The sequence below is a fragment of the Sandaracinaceae bacterium genome (assembly GCA_016706685.1).
GTDB lineage: Bacteria > Myxococcota_A > Polyangia > Polyangiales > Houyiibacteriaceae > JADJJE01.
On sequence record JADJJE010000019.1, the window covers coordinates 166,772 to 185,099 of the forward strand.

The following is an 18,328-nucleotide window of genomic DNA, read 5'->3' on the forward strand; positions in this document are numbered from 1 at the left end:
ACCTGATCGCTGCGCTGATGTCCACGAGCACGCTGTTCAGCACAGCGTGCACGCCCTCCGTGGGGGTGTGCGACGACCTCGGCGAGCAGCTCGTCGTCGATGGCGAGGGCCGCATCATGTACGCCGGCCAGGCGCTGGTGAACGGCTCGTGCGGTGCCGGGCGCTGCCACAGCGACGCCGCCGAGGGCGAGCAGCGTGAGGGGGTGCCCGCCGGGCTCGACTTCGACTTGCCCGTGGGCACCGTGGACTCCCTGGGCCGTCCGGACGAAGACTTCATCGCCCGCCTGGGCGAGAACTACGCCACCGTCAGCGGGCACCGCTCGGCCATGTGGCGCGAGGTGCACCGCGGCACCATGCCGCCGCTGGACGAAGACCTCTCCGGCACGGCGCCCGGCGGCTACCGCTACGTGGAGTTCGAGCTCGGCCGGTGCACCTTCGGCGAGCCCCTCGAGGCCGTCAACACCGCTGCCGGGCGGCGCGCTCTGCGCTCCTGGATTGCCTGTGGCGCGCCCGTGACAGAGGCCTCCGACCCGGCGTTGGCGCGCATCAACGAGGGCGAGCTCGGCCTGCGAACGCCCGTCTGTGAGGACGACGGGAACGCCACGGGCGACCTCTTCACGCGCGTGCACGAGGACGTGCTGGCCGTGGGCTGCGTCATCGGCTGCCACACCCCCGGCGGGACCAACGAGGAGTTCGACCTGACCACTCCCGCGCTGGCTTACATGGCGCTCACCAACCCGAACCACGACACCGGCATCGCCGTGGACGACTGCAACACGGACATCGCGGACCAGCTGGTGGACACCGCCAACCCCGACCAGAGCTACCTGCTGCACAAGCTGGCCGACGCGACCATCCCCGAGAGCGCTCGGCCCGTCTGTGGGCGCGTGATGCCCAGCGGTCAGCCGCGGCTCACGCGCGGCACCGCCCTGGTGCGTGCTTGGATCGAAGCCGGGGCCCCGCCGCCGGCGCCGTGATCGCGATCAAGTCATTCGCCATTCCCGAGCGAAACTGGGTTGAAATAATCACGAAACACGTCGGTCAGCGGCGTGTCATCGTGGCGTCGCGGAGCCACCCTCGAGGGCGGCTTCGCGCTTGAATTCAAGGGGCCTCCGGAGATGCTGCCGCGCGTGCGAAGAAAGCTTGCGCGGGCACACGGGTGAATCTAGCCTGCAACCATGGATTCGGCGCGCTGCTTCGACGAGATGCTCGGTCAGGGTGACACGACGCGAGGGCCCTACGCGGACTACAAGGCCTGGTTCGACGAGGAGGAGACGGCCCGCCTGCTGCAGCGTTCGGCGGACGCAGAAGCCTTCTTCCGGCGCACGGGAATCACGTTTAACGTGTACGGCGACGAGGACGCCGCCGAGCGTTTGATTCCGTTCGATATCATCCCGCGGATCATCTCCGACAGGGAGTGGACGCGGCTGTCCAAGGGCATCGAGCAGCGCGTCCGCGCCATCAACGCGTTCTTGCACGACATCTACCACCGCCAGGAGATCCTGCGCGCCGGCCGCATCCCGGCGCGCCTCATCGAGCAGAACGAGGCGTTCCTGCCCGAGATGGTGGGGGCCACGCCGCCCGCCAACGTCTACACGCACATCGTGGGCGTGGACATCGTGCGCACCGCCGAAGACGAGTTCTTCGTGCTGGAAGACAACGCGCGCACGCCCTCGGGTGTCTCGTACATGCTCGAGAACCGCGAGACCATGCTGCAGATGTTCCCGGAGCTCTTCGCGCGCCAGAAGGTGCGGCCGGTGGGGGACTACCCCAAGCACTTGCGCCGCTCCCTGGCGGCCTGTGCGCCGGCGGGCTGCGAAGGCCGCCCCGTGGTGGCGGTGCTCACGCCCGGCATCCACAACTCGGCATACTTCGAGCACTCCTTCCTGGCGGACCAGATGGGCGCCGAGCTGGTGGAGGGCCACGATCTGCGGGTGGTGGACGGCCGTGTGGCCATGCGCACCACGCGCGGTTACAAGCCCATCGACGTGCTCTACCGGCGTGTAGACGATGCCTTCCTGGACCCGCTCACCTTCCGGCCGGACTCGGTCATCGGGGTCTCGGGCATCATGGACGTCTACCGCGCGGGCCGCGTCACCATCGCCAACGCGCCCGGCACCGGCATCGCCGACGACAAGGCCATCTACTCCTACATGCCCGAGATCGTGCAGTTCTACACGGGCGAGCAGGCCATCTTGAAGAACGTGCCCACGTGGCGCTGCTCGGAGCCCGAGTCGCTGACCTACGTCATCGAGCACCTGGCCGAGCTCGTGGTGAAAGAGGTCCACGGGTCGGGCGGCTACGGCATGCTGGTGGGGCCCGCCGCCAGCCGGAAGGAGCTGCAAGCCTTCCAGTCCAAGCTCAAGTCCAACCCGGGCAACTACATCGCGCAGCCCACGCTCTCGCTGTCCACGGTGCCCATCCTCACGCGCGCGGGCCTGGCGCCGCGCCACGTGGACCTGCGCCCGTTCGTGCTGGTGTCCCCGAACAAGATCTACATCACGCCTGGCGGGCTCACGCGGGTCGCCCTCAAGAAGGGCTCCCTGGTGGTCAATTCGAGCCAAGGCGGCGGCACCAAAGACACTTGGGTGCTGGAGGAATAGCGCGGATGCTTGGAAAGACGGCTGGTGGCCTGTTCTGGATGTTTCGCTACCTCGAGCGCGCCGAAAACACGGCTCGCCTCGTGGATGCGGGCCTGCGCATCGCGCTCACGCGCTCCTCGTCGGAAGAAGACGAGTGGGCGTCCATCGTGGCCACGTCGGGCGTGCGCGACGCCTATTTGGACCGCCACAAGGCCTTCGACGCCGAGCGCGTGGTGGACTTCCTGCTGCGCGAGCAGGAGAACCCGTCCAGCGTGCTGTCGGCCATGGAGGGCGCGCGCACCAACGCGCGGCTCGTCCGCACGGCGCTCACCCGGGAGGTGTGGGAGGCCACCAACGAAGGCTGGATGACCATCCGCGACCGGCTGGCCGAGCCGGCCGAGAGTCGTGACCTGCCGCGCATCCTGGACACCATCCGCCAGCAGACGGCGCTGGTGCGCGGGACCATGCACGGCACCATGCTGCGCAACGACATCTACGACTTCGCGCGCATCGGCACCTACTTGGAGCGCGCCGACAACACCGCCCGCATCCTGGACGTGAAGTACTACGTGCTGCTGCCCTCGGCGGCCAGCATCGGGTCCTCGCTCGACAACGTTCAGTGGGAGACCATCCTGCGCTGCGTGTCGGCCCAGCGGGCTTATCACTGGCTCAACCAGGGCGACGTCAACCCACAGAGCATCGCGGACTTCCTCATCCTGGACCGGCGCATGCCGCGCTCACTCGCCTTCTGCTACGACCAGCTGGTGGACAACCTCGCCCGACTGTCCGAGGGCTACGGAGTCGAGTATCCCAGCCTCGGCGTGGCCCAGCGCACCCGCAAAGACCTCAAGGGCCAGCGCATCGAGACCATCTTCGAGGCCGGGCTGCACGAGTTCATCGAGCGCTTCGTCGACCGCAACAACGCCCTCGGCCTCGAGATCGAGCGCGACTTCCGCTTCTACGAGTAGGATCGTCCCCCCCCGCGACCATGCGCCTCACCATCTCCCACACGACCCACTACAAGTACGACGCGCCCGTGCGCTATGGCCTCTCCCGCTTGCGCCTCACCCCGACCAGCGACGCGTGCCAGACCGTCCTGTCCTGGAAGACCGAGATCGTGGGCGGCAAGAAGGAGGTGGGGTACTTCGACCAGTTCCACAACCCGGTAGAGCTGGTCAGCCTGGACCCGGACGCGCAGGAGATTCACGTCCGCTGCGAGGGCGAGGTGGAGACCCGCGACCGCGCGGGGGTGGTGGGGGAGCACGCCGGCTTTGCGCCGCTCTGGCTCTTTCGCCGCACCACCCCGCTCACGGCCCCGGGCCCGCTGCTGACCGAGCTGGTCCGCGAGTTGGGGCCACCCACGGGTGACACGCTCGCCAGCCTGCACGCGCTGTGTGCGCTCATCGCCGAGCGCGTGGTCTACCGTGCGGGCCAGACCAGTTCGGCGTCGTCGGTGGAAGAGGTGCTCACCACGGGGCACGGGGTCTGCCAAGACCACGCCCACGTCTTCCTCAGCGCGGTCCGCGTCCTGGGCCTCCCGGGGCGCTACGCCAGCGGCTATCTGATGATGGACGATCGCGTGGAGCAGGACGCCAGCCACGCCTGGGCCGAGGCCTACGTCAAGGGTCTGGGGTGGGTGGGCTTCGACGTCTCGAACGCAATTTGCCCGGATGATCGCTACGTTCGGGTGGCCACCGGGCTCGACTACCACGACGCGGCGCCCATCTCCGGCATGCGCCTCGGGGCCTCCTCGGAGTCGATGGTGGTCGCGGTGCAGGTCAGCGAGCAGTAAGCTCCAGTCCTCAGGAACGGAGCGTCATGACTTACTGCGTCGGGCTGCGGATGAAGCGGGGTCTCGTGTTCATGTCGGACACGCGCACCAACGCGGGCGTGGACAACATCTCCATGTTCCGGAAGATGTTCACGTGGACCACCGAGGGCGAGCGCGTCATCACGCTGCTCACGGCGGGCAACCTGGCCACCACCCAGGCGCTGGTCAGCCTGCTGGACGAGCGGGCCAAGGCTCCCAAGCGTGAGGGGCGCGAGCCCACCATCCTGGAAGTGCCCACCATGTTCCAGGCAGCCAAGCTGGTGGGCGAGACGCTGCGTGAGATCATCAGCGACAGCAGCGGGGGAGGGCAGCGCGCCGACTCCACCTTCTCGGCCACCGTCATCCTGGGCGGTCAGATCAAGGGCTCCGAGCCGCGCCTTTTCATGGTCTACCCGGAGGGCAACTTCCTCGAGGCCTCGGAGGACACCCCGTTCTTCCAGATCGGCGAGACCAAGTACGGGCGCCCCATCCTCATCCGGGCCTACGACCCGGCCATGAGCTTCGAGGCGGCCATCAAGCTGCTGCTGGTCTCGTTCGACTCCACCATCAAGGCCAACCTGTCGGTGGGCATGCCGCTAGACGTTCAGGTCTACGAGCGGAACGCGCTCACGGTCACCCGCCAGCTGCGCGTGGGCCGGGACGCCCCGTACTACCAGCTCATCTCGCACGGCTGGGGCGAGGCGCTCCGGCAGGCCTTCGAGTCGCTGCCGGAGTTCGAGTTCCCCGAGCCGGCCGGTCCGCCCGACCTCGGCCACTGAGCCATGCCCTCGGACCTCTTCTCGGAAGTCCCCCTCGGCCATGCGGAGCACGCCGTGCAGATCGTGGAGTCGGTGCTCGAGGCGCGCGGTGTCCCTCTGGCGGAGGCCAAGCAGCCCCACGGCCCCGCGCGGGAGCGGCGCTACGCCCTGCAGCGGGGGTCGGCCGTGACCCTCATTCAGGTCACGCCGCCGGGGAGCGTCCTCAGCCTCCATGACGTGGGCCGCGTGCGCATCGTCGCCCCGGTGGTCTCGCTGCCTGCCGACGAGCGGCGAGCCGAGCTCTTTCAGCACCTCCTCGAAGAGAACGCCACGCTGACGGGGGCCGCTTTCGCCATCACGGCCCGCGAGGTCATCCTGCTGGCCGAGCGCAGCGTGCAAGACCTGGACGAGTCCGAGGTGGAGCACATGATCGACACCATCAGCGCGGCCGCCGACCGCTACGACGACCTCTTGGCGGAGCGCTATGGAGTGGCCCGGGCCACGGAGGCGGGCACCCCGGACTGACGGCGCAAAACTTGCTATTTGGGGGGCCGCGGGATTAGATGTCCAAAGGCATTGATTCTTTCCATTACAAGGAGCCCCGCGTGAATGAGCTTGCACGCTACCTGGTCGAGAACGCCATCATCGACTTCAAAGGCGGCATCACGATTGAGCAAGTCAGGGCATTCCTCCGCACGGAAGACAGCCGCGAGTCGAGGGCGCTGCTCTCCAAGCTGATCGACGACAACGGCGTCGACGCGCTCATGCTGACCATCGCCGACTGCCTGAAGGACTACATCCGCTCGGGCATCAACGAGGAGGTCGTCCGAGGCCAACTGGCGTCCTACAGCCAGTCCTAGCGCCGGTTCGAGTGAACGACGAGGGGGGTGAGCAGGGGGGGCAGGGGACGCTCGCAATCGTCGACGAGGCTGCTACCATCCCGCCGCAATGAAGCCGTCGGTTCTATCGTTTTCTGCAGGGTGGCTGGTGCTCGTCGCAGCCGGGGTGATGGGGTGCAGCGGGGGCGACGCCGAGGCGACCACCGAGCCACAGGCCGTGGTGCCCGCCGGCGACCCCGAGATTCCGTTCCGCGACCTCGCCGGAGTGGACGTCACGGAGCTCGACGAGGAGGCGCGGGGCGTCTACTGGTCTCAGGTCAGCGACCTGACCTCGCCCTGCGGTGAGCCCGTCAGCGTGGCGGACTGCATCAGCAACACGGTCACGTGTCGCTCGTGTGTGCCTGCGGCCCGCTACATCGCTCGCCTGGCCGCGGGCGGGGCCGAGCGTGACGAGATCCGCGAGTACTTCCGCATCCGCTACGGTCGCGAGGGTGTCCTCGAGATCAACATCGACGACGCGCCGGCGCGCGGGCCCGTCATGGCGCCCATCACCATCGTCGAGTTCAGCGACTTCGAGTGCCCCTTCTGCGCGCGGGCCCACCGCCCGCTGGGGCGCGCCGTGGAAGAGTTCCCCGGCCAGGTGCGCTTGGTCTTCCGTCACTTCCCGCTCTCCATGCACGAGCACGCCGCGTCGGCCGCCGTGGCCGCCGAGGCTGCAGGCGCCCAGGGCAAGTTCTGGGAAATGCACGACCTGCTCTTCGAGAACCAGACCGAGCTCGAGCCGGCGGCCATCGCACGCTACGCGCAGTCGCTGGGCCTGGACATGAACCGCTTCCGGACCGACTTCGAAGACGCCGAGCTGCGCGCGCGGGTGGACCGCTCGCGGGCCGAGGGCCAGCGCGTGGGCGTCAACAGCACACCCACCATCTACGTGAACGGCCGCGAGCTCCCCGCTTCGCAGCTGGACGAGCTGGTGGACTACCTGCGCGAGGAGATCGCGGCGCGATGAGTCAGCGCGTGAATCTTCTCGGGCGCGGGCCGTCCGAGCGGCTCATGCGACGGACCCTTGCTGCGCTCGGCGCGCTCAGCCTCATCGCGGCGCTGCTGCTCTCCCCCCACGCGGCGCTCGCGCTGCGCAACGGCCAAGCGGCCCCCGAGATTGGCCTCACCGACCAAGCGGGCCAGCGGGTAGACCTGGCCAGCCTGCGCGGCAAGGTGGTGCTGGTGGACTTCTGGGCCTCGTGGTGCGGCCCCTGCCGCGAAGAGCTGCCCGTGCTGGAGCGTCTCTACCAGGCGCACCGCGCCGCCGGCTTGGTGGTGGTGGGCGTCAACGTGGACCAGCAGGCCTCCAACATGACCCGCTTCCTCGAGCGGCAGCCGCTCACGTTCCCGGTGGTGCACGATGCGCAGCACGCGGTGGCGGGGCGTTACGAGCCCACCACCATGCCCTCGTCGTATCTCATCGATCGCGCCGGCGTGGTGCGCCACGTGCATCGTGGCTTTCGGGCCTCGGACGCCGCCACGCTCGAAGCCGAGATTCGCGCCTTGCTACAAGCGCCCTGAGCGCGCCTGGGGGTGGCTGCGCGGGGCCCTCTGCCGAGCCGACGCGCACTTCCTGCGCGGCCCCAGCTTGCCGCTCCCCTGCCCACCTGATAAAGCGGCCCCGGTCGTGAGCGTCGCTCTCGAATCGAGGCACATCTCGGCCAGCCCTCAAGCCGATCGAGCCTATGCCGCGCCGCGACGACATCAAGAAGATCCTCCTCATTGGCTCCGGACCGATCGTCATCGGTCAGGCTTGTGAGTTCGACTACTCCGGAACCCAGGGCAGCAAGGCCCTGATGGAGGAGGGCTACGAGGTCATCCTGGTGAACTCGAACCCCGCCACCATCATGACGGACCCGCAGTTCGCCACGCGCACGTACATCGAGCCGCTGGTGCCCTCGGTGCTGGAAGCCATCATCGCGCGCGAGCGGCCCGACGCCCTGCTGCCCACGTTGGGTGGCCAGACGGCGCTCAACCTGGCGCTCGCGCTGGACGCCCAGGGCATCCTCGCCAAGTACAACGTCGAGCTGATCGGCGCCAAGGTCGAGGCCATTCGCAAGGGCGAGGAGCGCGACCTCTTCAAGCAGGCCATGGAGAAGATCGGCGTGGAGTGCGCCCGCGCCTGGACGGCCCGCACCTATGACGAAGCCATCGCCGCCGTGGAGCAGCTGGGCTTCCCCGTCATCCTGCGTCCGTCGCTCACCATGGGCGGCACGGGCGGCGGCATCGCCTACAACCGCGAGGAGTTCGACCGCGCCATCCACTGGGCCTTCCAGATGAGCCCGGTGCACGAGTGCTTGGTGGAGGAGAGCCTGCTGGGCTGGAAGGAGTTCGAGCTCGAGGTCATCCGCGACACGAAGGACAACTTCATCGTCGTCTGCACCATCGAGAACTTCGACCCGATGGGCGTGCACACGGGCGACTCCATCACCGTGGCGCCGGCCATGACGCTCACCGACCGCGAGTACCAGCGCATGCGCAACGCGGCGCGCGACATCATCCGCGAGATCGGCGTGGAGACGGGCGGCAGCAACATCCAGTTCTCGCTCAACCCGGCCGATGGGCGCCTGATCGTCATCGAGATGAACCCGCGCGTCTCGCGCAGCTCCGCGCTGGCGTCCAAGGCCACGGGCTACCCCATCGCCAAGATCGCCGCGAAGCTGGCCGTGGGCTACCGCCTGGACGAGCTGCGGAACGACATCACGGGGACCAGCGCGGCCTTCGAGCCCACCATCGACTACGTGGTCACCAAGGTGCCGCGGTTCGCGTTCGAGAAGTTCGCGGGGGCCGACCCGCGCCTGACCACGCAGATGAAGTCCGTGGGCGAGGCCATGGCCATCGGCAAGACCTTCAAGGAGTCCATCCAGAAGGCGGCGCGCTCGCTGGAGACGGGCCACGACGGCCTCGACTCGCTGATTGGCAAGCTGGACTACCGCGACCTGGCGGCCGAGATGCGCGAGCTGGCCAACGCTGGCGAGGCGCGCAGCGCCAACCCCGGGGCCGTGCGCGACGAGCTGCCGCCCGCCACCGAGAGCGAGCTGCGCGACGCCATCCTCGAGGTCATCCGTACACCCCTGGCCGAGCGCCTGTTCTACGTGTGCGACGCCATGCGCGTGGGCCTGAGCGTCGACGCCATCCACAACGCCACCAAGATCGACGTGTGGTTCCTCACGCAGCTGCGCGAGATCATCGACGGCGAAGAGGAGATCACCGCGAGCGCAGGCACGCCCGTGAGCACCGAGGCCTGGGAGCGCTGGAAGACGCTGGGCTTCAGCGACACGCGCATCGCCAAGCTGCGCGGTGAGCCGGCCGACGACACCCGCGCGGCCCGCAAGGCCTCGGGCGTGAAGCCCATCTTCGCGCGCGTGGACACCTGCGCGGCCGAGTTCCAGTCGCTCACGCCGTACCTCTACTCCACCTACGGGCAGGGCTCGGAGGCCACGCCCACCAAGAACCGCAAGATCATGATCCTGGGCGGCGGTCCCAACCGCATCGGCCAGGGCATCGAGTTCGACTACTGCTGCGTGCACGCGTCGTTCGCGCTCAAGGAAGTGGGCTGCGAGACCATCATGGTCAACTGCAACCCCGAGACGGTCTCCACCGACTACGACACGTCCGACCGCCTCTACTTCGAGCCGCTCACCTTCGAAGATGTCATGCACATCATCGAGGAGGAGCGCCCCGACGGCGTCATCGTGCAGTTCGGCGGGCAGACGCCGCTCAAGCTGGCCGTGCCCCTCTCGAAGGCGGGCGTGCCCATCCTCGGCACCTCGGCCGACGCCATCGACCGCGCCGAGGACCGCGAGCGCTTCGAGGAGCTGCTCACCAAGCTCGGCCTGCAGCGCCCCGAGGGCGGCATCGCCACCGGCATGCAGCAGGCCTTCGACATCGCCGAGCGCATTGGCTACCCCGTGGTGGTGCGCCCCAGCTACGTGCTGGGTGGTCGCGCCATGGAGATCTGCCACTCGCCCACCGAGCTGCGGCGCTACTTCCAGGTGGCCCTCGAGGCCATCCGCGATGCCGACACGCAGACCATCCTGGTGGACAAGTTCCTGCGCGACGCCATCGAGGTGGACGTGGACGCCATCTGCGACGGCAAGCTGGTGGTCATCGGCGGCGTCATGCAGCACATCGAGGAGGCCGGTATCCACTCCGGTGACTCGTCGCAGGTGCTGCCGGCGCACTCGCTGCCGCCCGATGTGCTGGCCACCATCCGCGCCTCCACGCGAGCGCTGGCGCTGGAGATCGGCGTCATCGGCCTGATGAACGTGCAGTTCGCGGTGCGCGGCACCGACGTGTTCATCATCGAGGTGAACCCGCGCGCGTCCCGCACGGTGCCCTTCATCTCGAAGGCCATCGGCGTGCCCCTCGCGCAGCTGGCCGCCAAGGTCATGGCCGGCGCCACGCTCGAAGAGCTGGGCTACACGCGTGAGATCGTGCCCGAGTACGTGGCCGTGAAGGAGTCGGTCTTCCCGTTCGTGAAGTTCCCGGGCGTGGACACCATCCTCACCCCCGAGATGCGCTCCACGGGCGAGGTCATGGGCATCGCCAAGACCTTCCCAGAGGCCTTCTTGAAGGCGCTCATGAGCGCCAAGACCGAGCTGCCCGACGCGGGCAAGGTCTTCATCAGCGTGCGCGACGCGGACAAGGCTGGCGCCGCGACGCTCGGTCAGAAGCTGGTGGAGCTGGGCTTCGAGATCGTGGCCACCAGCGGAACGCGCGAAGTCTTGACGCGCGCCGGGGTGCCCTCGGAGTTCGCACCGAAGGTGGGTGAGGCCCGCCCGAACATCGTGGACCGCCTGCGCAACGGCGAGATCGACATGGTGTTCAACACCACGGAGGGCGCACAGGCCATCCGCGACAGCCGCTCCATGCGGCGTCAGACGCTGATGAGCGAGGTGCCGTACTTCACCACCATCGCCGCCGCGAGCGCCGCCGTCACGGCCATCGAGGCCCGCCGGACCACCCCGCTGACCGTTCGTTCCATTCAGGAGTACCACGAGCAGACGGCCCCCCGGGGCAAGACGCTGGTGCCGCCCGCGGAATGACGCTTCGTCAAGACGTTGACTGCGTCCCGTTTTGGTGATTGGTTCCCCAGATGAAGGAGCGCGTCCAGACCGTGATTGACGAAGTGCTGCGGCCGCTCCTCGAGGCGGACGGCGGCGGCGTCGACCTGCTGCACGTGGGGCCCACGCGGGTGAGCCTGCGTCTGCGCGGCAAGGCGGCCTACAGCGTGGGCGGGCGCTACATCCGCACGCTGGTCATCGAGCCGCTGCTCCGCAAGGCGTCCGGTGTGCCCGACCTCGAGGTGGTCTTGGAAGACGAGGTCACGCGGCCCCGGTCGCTCGAGATGGACGCCAGCGAAGTCATGCGCGAGATCGAAGAGCAGGAAGCACGCGACCGCGCAGGCTCCTGAAGGCTTCGCGCTTCTAGAACAGCGACTTGGCCAGCAGCGCCACGGCGCAGGCCCCCGAGATGGTCAAGATGGAGAGGCGCAGCGGGCGTCCTTCCACGCGGCCCATCAAGAAGCGGCTGAGCCACAGGCCGGTCACGGTGGGCGCCAAGAGGAAGAGCCCCAGCCACAGGTCGAGCGCGGTGAAGTCGCTGCGGCCTAAGCGGCCGGCCAACGTGGTGATGCTGCCTACCGCGAACGCCAGCGCCAAGCTCGCGCGCACCGTGGGGCCGTTGTCGTCTTTGTAGAGGAGGGCCAGCGGCGGGCCGCCCATCGCCGACAGGTAGTCTGCCGCGCCACTGAAGAAACCGGCGGCCGACTCTGTGCGCCGATTGCGCGCGACCTTGCGCGACGTGGACAGCAGCGCCACCGCCACCAGGGTAATCGTGCCGATGATGCCGTTGCGCGCGGCTTCCGGCACCGTGATGAGCAGCATGCCGACGGCGGTGCCCGGGAAGCGTCCCAGGGTCATGAAGGCTACGCTGCGCAAGTCGGCGTGCTGGCGCTCGCGGTAGAGCATCAGGAAGCTCAGAGGCAACCCCACGCAGAGCTGTGGCATGGGGGCGAGCCGTGGGTCCACCAGCAGCAGCACGGGCACGCTGACGATGCCGAAGCCAAAGCCCACAGTGCCCTGCACCGTCGCCGCGATCACGGTCACGGCGAGCGCGAACGCGAGCGTCAGCGGGTCGAGGGTCAGCAGCTCCACGCGCCCCGGGGTAGCAGGTTTTCTGGCGGCCGTCGCCCAGCGCGTGACACGGAGATTCCGCCCTCGACACAATTGCCAGGAGTCTGGTAGACGCTCTCTGGTCGATGCACGCAATGGAGGTCGGCTCAGTCCTCGTAGACCGCTACGAAATCGTCCGCCTGCTCGGTTCCGGCGGCATGGGCGTCGTGTTCGAGGCGTACGACCGGGTGCGGGGCGAGAACGTGGCGCTCAAGACGCTGCGTCGCCTGCTGCCGTCCTCGGTGTACAGCCTGAAGCGCGAGTTCCGCACCCTCGCCGACCTCGACCATCCGAACCTGGTCCGGCTCTACGACCTCAGCGTGGGCGACGACGCCTGCTTCTTCACGATGGAGCTGGTGGATGGCGTCGACCTGCGCGCGTACGTGCGCGGTGGCCTCGGACCGGATCAGCCCATCCACGACACCGACCGCCTGCGCGCCTCCTTCGTGGAGCTGCTGCGTGGCCTCGAGGCGCTCCACGCGGCAGGCCTGCTTCATCGCGATCTGAAGCCGTCGAACGTGAAGGTGTCCTCATCGGGGCGCGTGGTCCTGCTGGACTTCGGGATCGTGTTCGAGACGCGCGCGGCTCGCTCGACGGACCGCGTGGAGCTCTTTGGGACGTTCCCGTACATGGCGCCCGAGCAGGTGCGCGGTGAGCTCGAATTGTGCGACGCGAGCGACATATACGCCGTGGGTGTCATGCTCTTCGAATTCCTCACGGGGCGCTTCCCGTTCGAGGGGAGTGGCATTCAGATGCTGCTCTCGAAGCAGGTCGCCGACCCTCCGCGTCCGTCGCTCTACATGCCGGGCGTTCCGCCGGACCTCGACGACCTCACTGCCGAGCTGCTCTCGCGTGAGGCGGGGTTGCGGCCCACCACGTCCGACGCCGTTGGGCGCCTGTCGCGGACGAGCAGCAGTCGCCGCAGCTCGAATCCACCGGCGCACACGCTGGCGCTCGTGGGCCGAGAGCGCGAACTCGAGATCCTGCTGGAACGCTTTCACCACCGCGAGCCCGAGCGCCCCACGCTGGTGCGGGTGCGGGGGCGACCCGGGGTGGGAAAGTCCGCGCTCGTGGACGAGTTCGTGCGCCGCGTGCGGCGGGATGGCTCGGCGATAGCGCTCACTGGGCGCTGCCACGAGACCGAGTCGGTGCCGTTCAAGGGCCTGGACGCGTGGGTGGACGCCCTCAGTCAGCTGCTGGTGGCGGCCAGCAAGAGCGAGCTGGCCGCGCTGGTTCCTGCCGATGCCGAGGCGCTGTCCACGCTGTTTCCGGTGCTCGAGCGCGTGGCGCCCTTCGCTCGCTCAGGCCAGCGCGCCGGCATGGAGGACGAGCCTTCCACACGCCGGCGCGGGTTTGCGGCCCTGCGCGAGATGCTTCGACGCCTCGCGCTTCATCACCCGCTGGTGCTCGTCCTCGACGACGCGCAGTGGGCCGACCATGACGCGGCGCTCGGGGTGGTGGACCTGCTGCGCGGTGTTCGTCGTCCCAACGTCATGGTCGTGCTCGCCGAGCGGACCGGGTCGGGCGGCCCCCTGTCGCGCGCGCTCGGTGATGTGCAGGAGATGGGCGAGATCGCGCACGTGGACCTGGAGCTCGCGCCGCTGGACGGTGAGTCGATTCGGAAGCTCATCGCGGCTTCGGTCGCGGACCCTGCGGTGGTCGAGCTGGTGGTGTCGAAATCGGCTGGGAGCCCATTCGCGGCCGTCACGCTGTCCCGCCTGTTCAGCGGCCTCGATGGGGTGACCAGCGAGCGTGATGCTCATGTTCCGGTGGAAGACCTTGGTCCGCCAGCGCGCCGCGTCACTCGAGGTGGGTCGCCGGCGTGCGCTGGAGCGCCTGGCCTTGGCGGGAGAGCCGTCCAGCATTGCGCAGCTCGGCCTCGAGCGAACCGACCTCGATGGGCTGCGTTCGGCGGGGTTCGTCCGCTCCATTCGGTCCCCCACCCAGGACCTCGTCGACACCGCTCACGACTTGATCCGCTCGTCCATCGTGGCGTCCGTCGACGCCATCACGCGTGCGGAGCTCCACCGTGAACTCGCGACCGCGCTTCTGAAGGTGAGCCCCGACGCGCACGATCGGCTCGCTCGGCACTACGCGGGCGCAGGCGACGGAGCGCGCGCCCAGCAACACGCGCTCGAGGCGTCCGGCCAAGCCCGCGCGGCCTACGCGTTCGGCCGCGCCGCCGAGATGCTCGAGCTGGCGGCTAGCGTGGCCGAGGCCTCGGAGCGTCCAGCGCTCATGGCAGCGGTGGCCGAGTGCTTGACGCTCGGCGGGCTGTACGAACGCGCAGCCGCGCGCTTCCTCGAAGCCAGCGAGCTCGCGGACGAAGACCACCGCAACGAGTGGCGCAGGCGTGCCGCCGAGGCGCTGCTGTTCGCGGGACGCCTCGACCAGGGCCTCGACCTGCTGGAGCGGATCGCCGACGACGTGGGGGCGACCATCCCGGCCACGCGGGCGGCGGTGCTCTTTCAGCTCGCGAAGCACGAGCTGAGGCTGTCGCTCCGCGGCCTCGACTCGACGATCCGCCCCATGGTTCCCGGGCTCGAGAGACAGCGTGAGCGCGTCCGCACCCTCGGGGCAGTCTCCGTCCAGTACATGCCCATGGACCCGTTCCGTGGGCTGGTGCCCATGTCGCGGCACCTGGATGCCGCTCTGGCGCTCGGCGACCTCGATGAGGTCTGTGTGGCACTCGGGATGGAGGCCTGCGCGCGCGCGGGGTTCGGCTGGCGGGCCGGTGCGGCCAAGACCATCACTCGCCTCGAGCGCCTCGAGGCGGAGCACGGCGCACCCGTGGCCGGCGTCTTTGCGCAGCTGGCGCGCATCTTCGACACCATCATCGACGGCCGGCGGGACCTAGCGTGCGAGCACGCGGCGGAAGCCCACCGGCGGCTCGCGCAGCACCGCGCGGCGCCGCCTTGGCTGGTGTCCACGGCGTGGTTCGTGTCCAGCTTTCCCATGCGCTTCGACGTTCGCCCGGCCGCGTTCGACGAAGCTCGCGCCTACGTCGAAGCCCGCGAAGAGCGGGTGGGGCGCTACGCGGAGCTGCGGCTTCGCAACCTGTTGCTCCCGCTGCACGACCTGCTGGTGGGGGCGCCCGAGGTGGTCATCGCGAACGTGGAGCGAGCCAAGACGGACTCACCCATCCAACGGGACCTCTCCAATCGCTCGGCGTCCGAGAACTACGCCGCTTGGGCGCACCTCTACCTGGGCGATGCGGCCACGGCCTACCGGGTTGCCGACGGTGTCCGGACGGCGTTCCGGCGACAGGGGATGTGGCGCTCGTCCATCCCGCGCGGGTTCTGCGCGATGACCATCGCCGGAAGCGCGCTCGCGCTGGGCGACGCGAAGATGGTGAGCCTCGCGCGCAAGGACTTCGGGGCACCGGCGAAGGGCGTCGAGCGGCTCTACGACGACGCGCTCGCCGCGATGGTGGCGCTGTCGGAGGGGAACACGACTGGCGCGAGCGCCATGCTGGTCTCCCTCCGCGAGCGTGCCCAGCAAGGCGCGTTTCCGTTGTTCGAGGCGCTCGCTTGCTGGGGTCTCTCGTCGCTCGACGCGGGCGATGGCGCCGCGCGTGCGCGCGCTACCTCGCGGTCATCGAGGGCAGCGGCATCGTGGCGCCCGACCGCTTCTTCTGGTCGCTGCTGCCGGTGGGCCCGAGGCCGCTAGCGGCCTGACGGACCGTAGCGGTCGAAGTACCGAGCGAGCTGCTTCGCCGCAGTGCCGCGGTCGGCGCCGACGCGGAGTGATGCGGTGCGAAGGTCCACCGCGCTGAGGTCCGTGGCGGTGGCGGCTCCGGCGAGTGACGCGAACACCGCGGGCTTCAGGTAGTTCTCCACGAACTCCTTCACGTCGTCCCAGCGCGTGGGGAGCGCGTCGTGGTCTTCCCGAAAGGCGGCTTCCGCCCTGCGGAAGGGGTCGTCGAGCGACGAGCCGGACTCGGGGCCCGACGGCGTGGTGCTGATGCGCCCTCGCTCGACGGGCCGGAGGGAGCCGATGGAGAGGGCGTCGTGACACGCGTCAGCGTCGATCCGCTCGCGGGGATGTCGCTTCTCGATGCGGTCGGCGAACTGCATCAGCTCTCGGAAGTTGCCGTCCCAGCGGTGGCCCGCCAGCAGGTCTCTTGCGCCCGGCGTCAGGCGCTCCTCGATGGACTCGCCGCGCGGGTTGGTGCGCGAGGCGAGGTAGGCCTCGATGTCGGCGTAGCGCTCGCGCAGGGGAGGGACCTCCACCACGTCGCCGGCGAGCCGGAACCACAGGTCGAGCCGGAATTCCCCGCGCTGCGCGGCGGCGCGCAGGTCCTTGTTGGTGGACGCGACCACGAGCGTGTCGGAGACGCTGGTGGTGCCGTAGCGCCCCATCCGCTCGTATTCGCCGCGGTCCAGGAAGCGCAGCAGCATGGGCTGGATGTCGAGCGGCAGCTCACCCAGCTCGTCCAGGAAGAGCGTGCCTTGGTTGGCCGCCTCGACCGCGCCCACGATGCGCTGCGTGCAGCCGCTGAAGGCACCCTTCTCGGCGCCGAAGAGCTCGCTGCGCGCGAGGTCTCGCTGGAAGAGCCCGCAGTTGCGCGCCACGAACGACCCGGCGCGGCCCGAGCGGCGGTGGAAGCAGCGCGCGAGCCCTTCTTTGCCCGAGCCCGAGGGGCCGAGGATGAGCAGCGTCTTTGCCCCCGTGGCGGCGGCGTCCACCACGCGCAGCACGGCCTTCCGCATGGAGTCGGAGGCGAGGACGAGACCCTCGCCACGGAAGACCTCGAGCTCTGCGAACGCGCGGTTCTGGCGGGCCACGTAGCGCTCGATCGAAGCAAAGGACTCCATCCAGCTCGGCTGAACCGTCTCGTGCAAGTCGAGCACCAGCGCGCCGCCGCTGCGGAGCGGAATCCCCCCGGCGCGCGGCGCGGATGCAGGCACTGCCTCCGGCACGAGCGAGAGCTTCACGGACTCGCCGCGCTCGGCTGTCCAGCGCCGGATGGACGCCAACAGCGAAGCGCCAAACGCGTCGGCCGAGCTGTAGTCCGCGTCCTCCGGGAGGTCGCTCGACACCCTGGTCATGCGTGCGGGGGCGAGCTGCACCACCACGTCTGCGCCGGGGGCGACGCGCAATTCACCTCCGCGGTTGAGCTCCACGAGTGAGCCGTTCGTGGACCCGAGGTCTATCAGGCGAGTCCCTTCTGAGGTGGCTTCGATGGCCAGATGGGAGGCCGACACGCTGGGGTGGTCCACCGTCAGGAACTTCACCGATCGGGCCTCGTGGCCCGTGTCGGGACGCCGCCCGACGATGAGTTGATCGCCTACCGCCAGTTGGACGTCGACAGGCGTCTCGTGTCCCGGACCGGCGATTGTGATGCGTGTCATCTGGCGGCTCCTTGGCGGAGTCTCGCGAATTGGTTCGTGGAATGCGATCGCATTCCGAGGCGTGCGGTCACTCAGGGGGGCAGCGCGGTCGAGACGTAGACGGTTTTCATGTCGCTTCTCGCCCTTGATGACCCGTGCTGCGTTCGCCGAACCCTGGCACATCGCTTGCGGTGCACGGCGGCAACGATGCTGCGCTCACCGAGCGCGAGGTCACCGCGCTCGCGATGACGATTGATGGGGCTGCCGGGAAGCAGGTTGCCCACTCCCTCGGAGTGTCGCCAGGCAGCGTGACGCGCATTCTCACTGGGATCGCGGCGCGATTGGGGCTCGCCTCGAGGGCCGGAGTCGCCTGCGTGCTTTGGTGTCGCCGCTCGGATCGCCCGGCGCCGGTGGTCCGGCCGAAGCTGACGCCGGCGGAGGAGCGGGTGCTCGCGCTCGTCGGAGTCGGGCTGACCAACGCCGCGATCGCACGCGCGCGCGGTACGTCGGTTCGCACGGTGGCCAACCCAGGTGTCGTGCGATCCCCTCGAGAAGACTGGGCGGCCGACAGCAGACGTTGCGGCTGCTTTGGTTGTGTGAATGGTGGTTGGTGCTGGCGGCATTCGCCAGGTTCAAGTGGTGGGCGTCGTCAGTTCAGCCCGTTCACGAGCGTGGGGCTGACACGCTGCGTCGTCGTGCCGTCGCCGAGTTGACCATAGTCGTTTCTGCCCCAGCAGCCTGCGGTCCTGTCCGCCAGCCGCGCGCAAGCGTGACCCCCGCCCGTGCTG

17 protein-coding genes are annotated in these 18,328 nt (G+C 69.1%); 14 read left to right on the forward strand and 3 right to left on the reverse strand.

Going from position 1 to position 18,328, the window contains the following annotated elements:
- Positions 1 to 17: 17 nt before the first annotated feature.
- The 11 genes from IPI43_23190 (at position 18) to IPI43_23240 (ending at position 11,447) form a co-directional block, all read left to right on the forward strand.
- On the forward strand, positions 18 to 977 hold the full coding sequence (locus IPI43_23190; GenBank protein ID MBK7776999.1) for a hypothetical protein: 960 nt from the start codon (positions 18 to 20) through the stop codon (positions 975 to 977).
- Between the two features lie 201 nt (positions 978 to 1,178).
- Positions 1,179 to 2,603 (forward strand): circularly permuted type 2 ATP-grasp protein, encoded by a 1,425-nt coding sequence (locus IPI43_23195; GenBank protein ID MBK7777000.1) that lies wholly within the window; start codon positions 1,179 to 1,181, stop codon positions 2,601 to 2,603.
- Positions 2,604 to 2,608: 5 nt separating this feature from the next.
- The gene (locus IPI43_23200) at positions 2,609 to 3,550 is read left to right on the forward strand and encodes an alpha-E domain-containing protein (protein ID MBK7777001.1); all 942 of its coding nucleotides are present in this window, start codon (positions 2,609 to 2,611) and stop codon (positions 3,548 to 3,550) included.
- A 20-nt stretch (positions 3,551 to 3,570) separates the two neighbouring features.
- Positions 3,571 to 4,374, forward strand: coding sequence for a transglutaminase family protein (locus IPI43_23205; GenBank protein MBK7777002.1), 804 nt, complete (start codon positions 3,571 to 3,573; stop codon positions 4,372 to 4,374).
- Between the two features lie 26 nt (positions 4,375 to 4,400).
- Entirely contained in the window at positions 4,401 to 5,171 is a 771-nt protein-coding gene (locus IPI43_23210; GenBank protein ID MBK7777003.1) for a proteasome-type protease, read from the forward strand.
- Between the two features lie 3 nt (positions 5,172 to 5,174).
- Complete coding sequence (locus IPI43_23215) at positions 5,175 to 5,675, forward strand: YbjN domain-containing protein (protein MBK7777004.1); 501 nt, start codon at positions 5,175 to 5,177, stop codon at positions 5,673 to 5,675.
- Positions 5,676 to 5,755: 80 nt separating this feature from the next.
- Positions 5,756 to 6,010: a hypothetical protein gene (locus IPI43_23220; GenBank protein ID MBK7777005.1), complete on the forward strand. Its 255-nt coding sequence runs from the start codon at positions 5,756 to 5,758 to the stop codon at positions 6,008 to 6,010.
- Between the two features lie 127 nt (positions 6,011 to 6,137).
- Entirely contained in the window at positions 6,138 to 6,998 is an 861-nt protein-coding gene (locus IPI43_23225; protein ID MBK7777006.1) for a thioredoxin domain-containing protein, read from the forward strand.
- On the forward strand, positions 6,995 to 7,552 hold the full coding sequence (locus tag IPI43_23230) for a TlpA family protein disulfide reductase (protein MBK7777007.1): 558 nt from the start codon (positions 6,995 to 6,997) through the stop codon (positions 7,550 to 7,552). The genes IPI43_23225 and IPI43_23230 overlap by 4 nt, the downstream gene beginning before the upstream one ends.
- Before the next feature lie 164 nt (positions 7,553 to 7,716).
- Entirely contained in the window at positions 7,717 to 11,079 is a 3,363-nt protein-coding gene (gene carB / locus IPI43_23235; protein MBK7777008.1) for a carbamoyl-phosphate synthase large subunit, read from the forward strand.
- A 50-nt stretch (positions 11,080 to 11,129) separates the two neighbouring features.
- The gene (locus IPI43_23240) at positions 11,130 to 11,447 is read left to right on the forward strand and encodes a NifU family protein (GenBank protein MBK7777009.1); all 318 of its coding nucleotides are present in this window, start codon (positions 11,130 to 11,132) and stop codon (positions 11,445 to 11,447) included.
- 13 nt (positions 11,448 to 11,460) lie between these two features.
- Here IPI43_23240 and IPI43_23245 read toward each other — a convergent pair whose 3' ends face one another.
- Positions 11,461 to 12,189, reverse strand: coding sequence for a sulfite exporter TauE/SafE family protein (locus IPI43_23245; GenBank protein MBK7777010.1), 729 nt, complete (start codon positions 12,187 to 12,189; stop codon positions 11,461 to 11,463).
- Between the two features lie 113 nt (positions 12,190 to 12,302).
- Between IPI43_23245 and IPI43_23250 the strand changes: the two genes are divergently transcribed.
- Together IPI43_23250 and IPI43_23255 are read left to right on the forward strand one after the other, a co-directional pair.
- Positions 12,303 to 14,240: an AAA family ATPase gene (locus IPI43_23250; GenBank protein ID MBK7777011.1), complete on the forward strand. Its 1,938-nt coding sequence runs from the start codon at positions 12,303 to 12,305 to the stop codon at positions 14,238 to 14,240.
- Positions 14,179 to 15,876: a hypothetical protein gene (locus tag IPI43_23255; protein ID MBK7777012.1), complete on the forward strand. Its 1,698-nt coding sequence runs from the start codon at positions 14,179 to 14,181 to the stop codon at positions 15,874 to 15,876. The genes IPI43_23250 and IPI43_23255 overlap by 62 nt, the downstream gene beginning before the upstream one ends.
- Here the strand turns inward: IPI43_23255 and IPI43_23260 are convergent.
- Positions 15,873 to 17,561, reverse strand: coding sequence for a sigma 54-interacting transcriptional regulator (locus IPI43_23260; protein ID MBK7777013.1), 1,689 nt, complete (start codon positions 17,559 to 17,561; stop codon positions 15,873 to 15,875). The two genes, IPI43_23255 and IPI43_23260, sit on opposite strands and share 4 nt — an antisense overlap.
- Before the next feature lie 134 nt (positions 17,562 to 17,695).
- On the opposite strand from IPI43_23260, the gene IPI43_23265 reads away from it, so the two are divergent.
- Positions 17,696 to 18,253: a hypothetical protein gene (locus tag IPI43_23265; protein ID MBK7777014.1), complete on the forward strand. Its 558-nt coding sequence runs from the start codon at positions 17,696 to 17,698 to the stop codon at positions 18,251 to 18,253.
- On the opposite strand, the gene IPI43_23270 is transcribed toward IPI43_23265, so the two are convergent.
- Positions 18,190 to 18,328 (reverse strand): hypothetical protein (locus IPI43_23270; protein MBK7777015.1); only part of this gene is annotated, 139 nt, incomplete at its 5' end. The genes IPI43_23265 and IPI43_23270 overlap by 64 nt on opposite strands.